At 59.3% G+C, this 1,089-nt stretch carries 1 protein-coding gene; it reads right to left on the bottom strand.

Features of this window, described 5'->3' with window-relative positions:
* A partial coding sequence (locus tag EOA28_RS36635) for an ABC transporter substrate-binding protein (RefSeq protein WP_189342406.1) occupies positions 1–662 on the bottom strand: 662 nt, incomplete at its 3' end.
* Positions 663–1,089: the final 427 nt, after the last annotated feature.

Raw genomic sequence — 1,089 nt, 5'->3', positions numbered from 1 at the left:
TCTTCGTTCTGCTCCACGATCGCCTTGCGGTAGAAGTCGGGGCCGCCGACAGCCACCAGCACCGTTTCGAAGAGGGTGGCCTCCTGCCAGTTCACACCGCCGATCGCCAACGGGATCACGCCGGCAGCTTTGAGCTTGTCGGCCGCCGTGTGGAACTCATCGAGCGTGCTCGGCGGCTGAAGACCGAGCTTGTCGAACACCTTCTTGTTGTACCAAAGCCAGTTTGTGCGCTCCACGGTGGTCGGCACGCCATAGTACGAGCCGTTCAGCTTCAGATGGGGAATTAAGCCCTTTGACATCACCTCGTCCCAGTTGCCCTTGGTGGCGATTGGTGACAGATCAACGAGGGCGCCTTGGTCTACCCACTGCTTGACCTCGTTTGAGTGCATCAGCACAGCGTTGGGCGGCGAGCCTGCCGTAACGCGAGAGCGCAGCACCTGGTTGAGCGTGTCGGTTCCGGTCGCGGGCAGGTCGACCCAGCCATACCCCTTGGCAGTGAAGGCATCCTTGATGACGCCGATGGCCGCAGCCTCCGAGCCTGCCGTGAAGAAATGCAGCACCTCCAGCTTCTTTTCCTCCGCGACGCTTGCTGTCGCCGCGGTGCACAACACCGTGGCGGCCAGAAGCGCACGCACCATGTAACCCTGCCAGTTTTTGGTCATAGCATTCCCCTCTTTTGCTTTTGTTCGCGTGAGTATGCGCGCCGATCCAGTCAAAGTGGCGACAGCGTTCAGGCGACACTTTGAGGAGCTGGCCGGGACGTTGTCAAGGGCCTTTCTTGTCCATTTTCCGGGGAGGCATGCCCTATTTCCCCCAGAAAAGGCGGCTCCTGCGGCAAAATCGGAGGCTCTTCCAAGCATTGGCGTGATTTTAGTGCTCCCGCGGAAAGGCTGTTGGCAAACCGACTATTTTGATTTATTGGATGCAGTATGCACTATGGCCCTTGGCGGGCGCGGTAACCGAGCATCGTCCGCTGATCTACAGCAGCCGGAGGTACATCAACCTCGTTTACAAACTCGCCAGTGATAGGTCGCAACGAGGGTTTGGCCAGCATGGCTCGGGTCGGCATCGGCGGGGGTTTTCACCAAA

This window comes from Mesorhizobium sp. M2A.F.Ca.ET.067.02.1.1 (assembly GCF_004023285.1).
Taxonomy (GTDB): domain Bacteria; phylum Pseudomonadota; class Alphaproteobacteria; order Rhizobiales; family Rhizobiaceae; genus Mesorhizobium.
Note: the sequence above shows the minus strand (reverse complement) of the source record. Positions and strands in the feature narration are given on the sequence as shown.